At 66.1% G+C, this 1183-nt stretch carries 3 protein-coding genes; all 3 read left to right on the top strand.

Annotation, left to right across the window (positions count from 1 at the left end; all coding sequences use genetic code 11):
• Positions 1-197 (top strand): hypothetical protein (locus V2B31_RS09060; RefSeq protein WP_328277633.1); only part of this gene is annotated, 197 nt, incomplete at its 5' end.
• Positions 197-634, top strand: a complete 438-nt coding sequence (locus V2B31_RS09055; RefSeq protein WP_025550099.1) for a periplasmic heavy metal sensor — start codon at positions 197-199, stop codon at positions 632-634. The genes V2B31_RS09060 and V2B31_RS09055, both read left to right, overlap by 1 nt.
• Complete coding sequence (locus V2B31_RS09050) at positions 631-1146, top strand: RNA polymerase sigma factor (protein ID WP_046408689.1); 516 nt, start codon at positions 631-633, stop codon at positions 1144-1146. The genes V2B31_RS09055 and V2B31_RS09050 overlap by 4 nt, the downstream gene beginning before the upstream one ends.
• Positions 1147-1183 lie beyond the last annotated feature (37 nt).

Raw genomic sequence — 1183 nt, 5'->3', positions numbered from 1 at the left:
GCGTCATGGCCGAGATCGCCCGGCTCCAGGCCATGCCGCGCCTGAGCGCCACGACATTCGGTATCGCCGCGGCAGCAGCCTTGTTCCTGGGAATTGCCGGCTCGGCCGTGCCTGTGCGGTCGACCGAAGCCGGGCCGATATCGCCCTTTGACGCGCGGCTCGCGCTCGCTCCTTCGACGCTGCTGAGTTCACGATGATGCGCGATCGCCGGCTCCTGCTCCTCGTCCTGCTGACCTTTGCCGCGGCGATCGCCGGTGTGGTCATCGGCCGCGTCTATGTGGTTCCGGTGCGCCCGGTCGAAAATGAGTTGCACGACCTGCTCCATCGCGATCTCAAGCTGGACACCGCGCAACATAGCCGTCTCGAGACGATCGAGAAGAACTATGCGATCCGGCGTCAGGCACTGGAGGCCGAACTGCGCGCCGATAACGCGCGGCTCGCCGAGGCGATCGAGGCGGAGCATGGCTATGGTCCTCGGGTTGCAGGGGCGGTGGATCGCTCGCACCAGGCGATGGGCGCGCTGCAGAAGGAAACACTCGAGCATATCTTCGCGATGCGGGCCGTGCTGCGCCCGGATCAGACGGACAAGTTCGACGACGCCGTGGTGAAAGCGCTGACGGCCAAGTCCAAATGACCGCGTGCCTCCCCGACTGCTCGGACGGGGAGCTCGCGGCTCTGGCGCTTGGAGGCCGGCAAGCGGCCTATGGCGAGCTGGTCCGCCGGCATCAGGGCTGGGTGCACCGCCTCGTGCGCAGCCATGTCGGGAACCGCGACGAAGCGCTCGACGTGACCCAGGCGAGCTTCGTCGCCGCCTTCGCCGCACTCAACCGCTATGACGCTGCGCGACCTTTTCCGGTCTGGATGTCGCGGATCGTCATCAACAAATGCCATGACTGGCGCCGCCGCCGCGCGGTCCGCAACTTCTTCTCCCACGCGCTGGCGCTGGGGGAAGCCGAACATGTCGTCGACGAGGCGCCACTACCCGACCAGGCGATCGGCGCCGAGCAGCAGCTGGCAGAGGCCATGAAAGCGATCGCCGCCCTGCCCGCATCGCTCAAGGACACGCTCGTCTTGCGGACGATCGATGAGAAATCGGAAGCCGAAACCGCCGAGATTCTCGGCATCTCCTGTAAACGCTCGCGCTAAATGGCGGCGTTCTGATCGCGCTATTTGTCAGTTGCCG

It is taken from the genome of Sphingobium sp. (assembly GCF_036170395.1).
Lineage (GTDB): Bacteria > Pseudomonadota > Alphaproteobacteria > Sphingomonadales > Sphingomonadaceae > Sphingobium.
The sequence above is the reverse complement of the archived record's forward strand: the minus strand, read 5'-3'. Positions and strand labels throughout refer to the sequence as shown.

Bases quoted from the DNA above. Each gene is read 5' to 3' on its own strand.
- V2B31_RS09055 (WP_025550099.1), top strand. From the start codon at position 197: ATGCGCGATCGCCGGCTCCTGCTCCTCGTCCTGCTGACCTTTGCCGCG.
- V2B31_RS09050 (WP_046408689.1), top strand. From the start codon at position 631: ATGACCGCGTGCCTCCCCGACTGCTCGGACGGGGAGCTCGCGGCTCTG.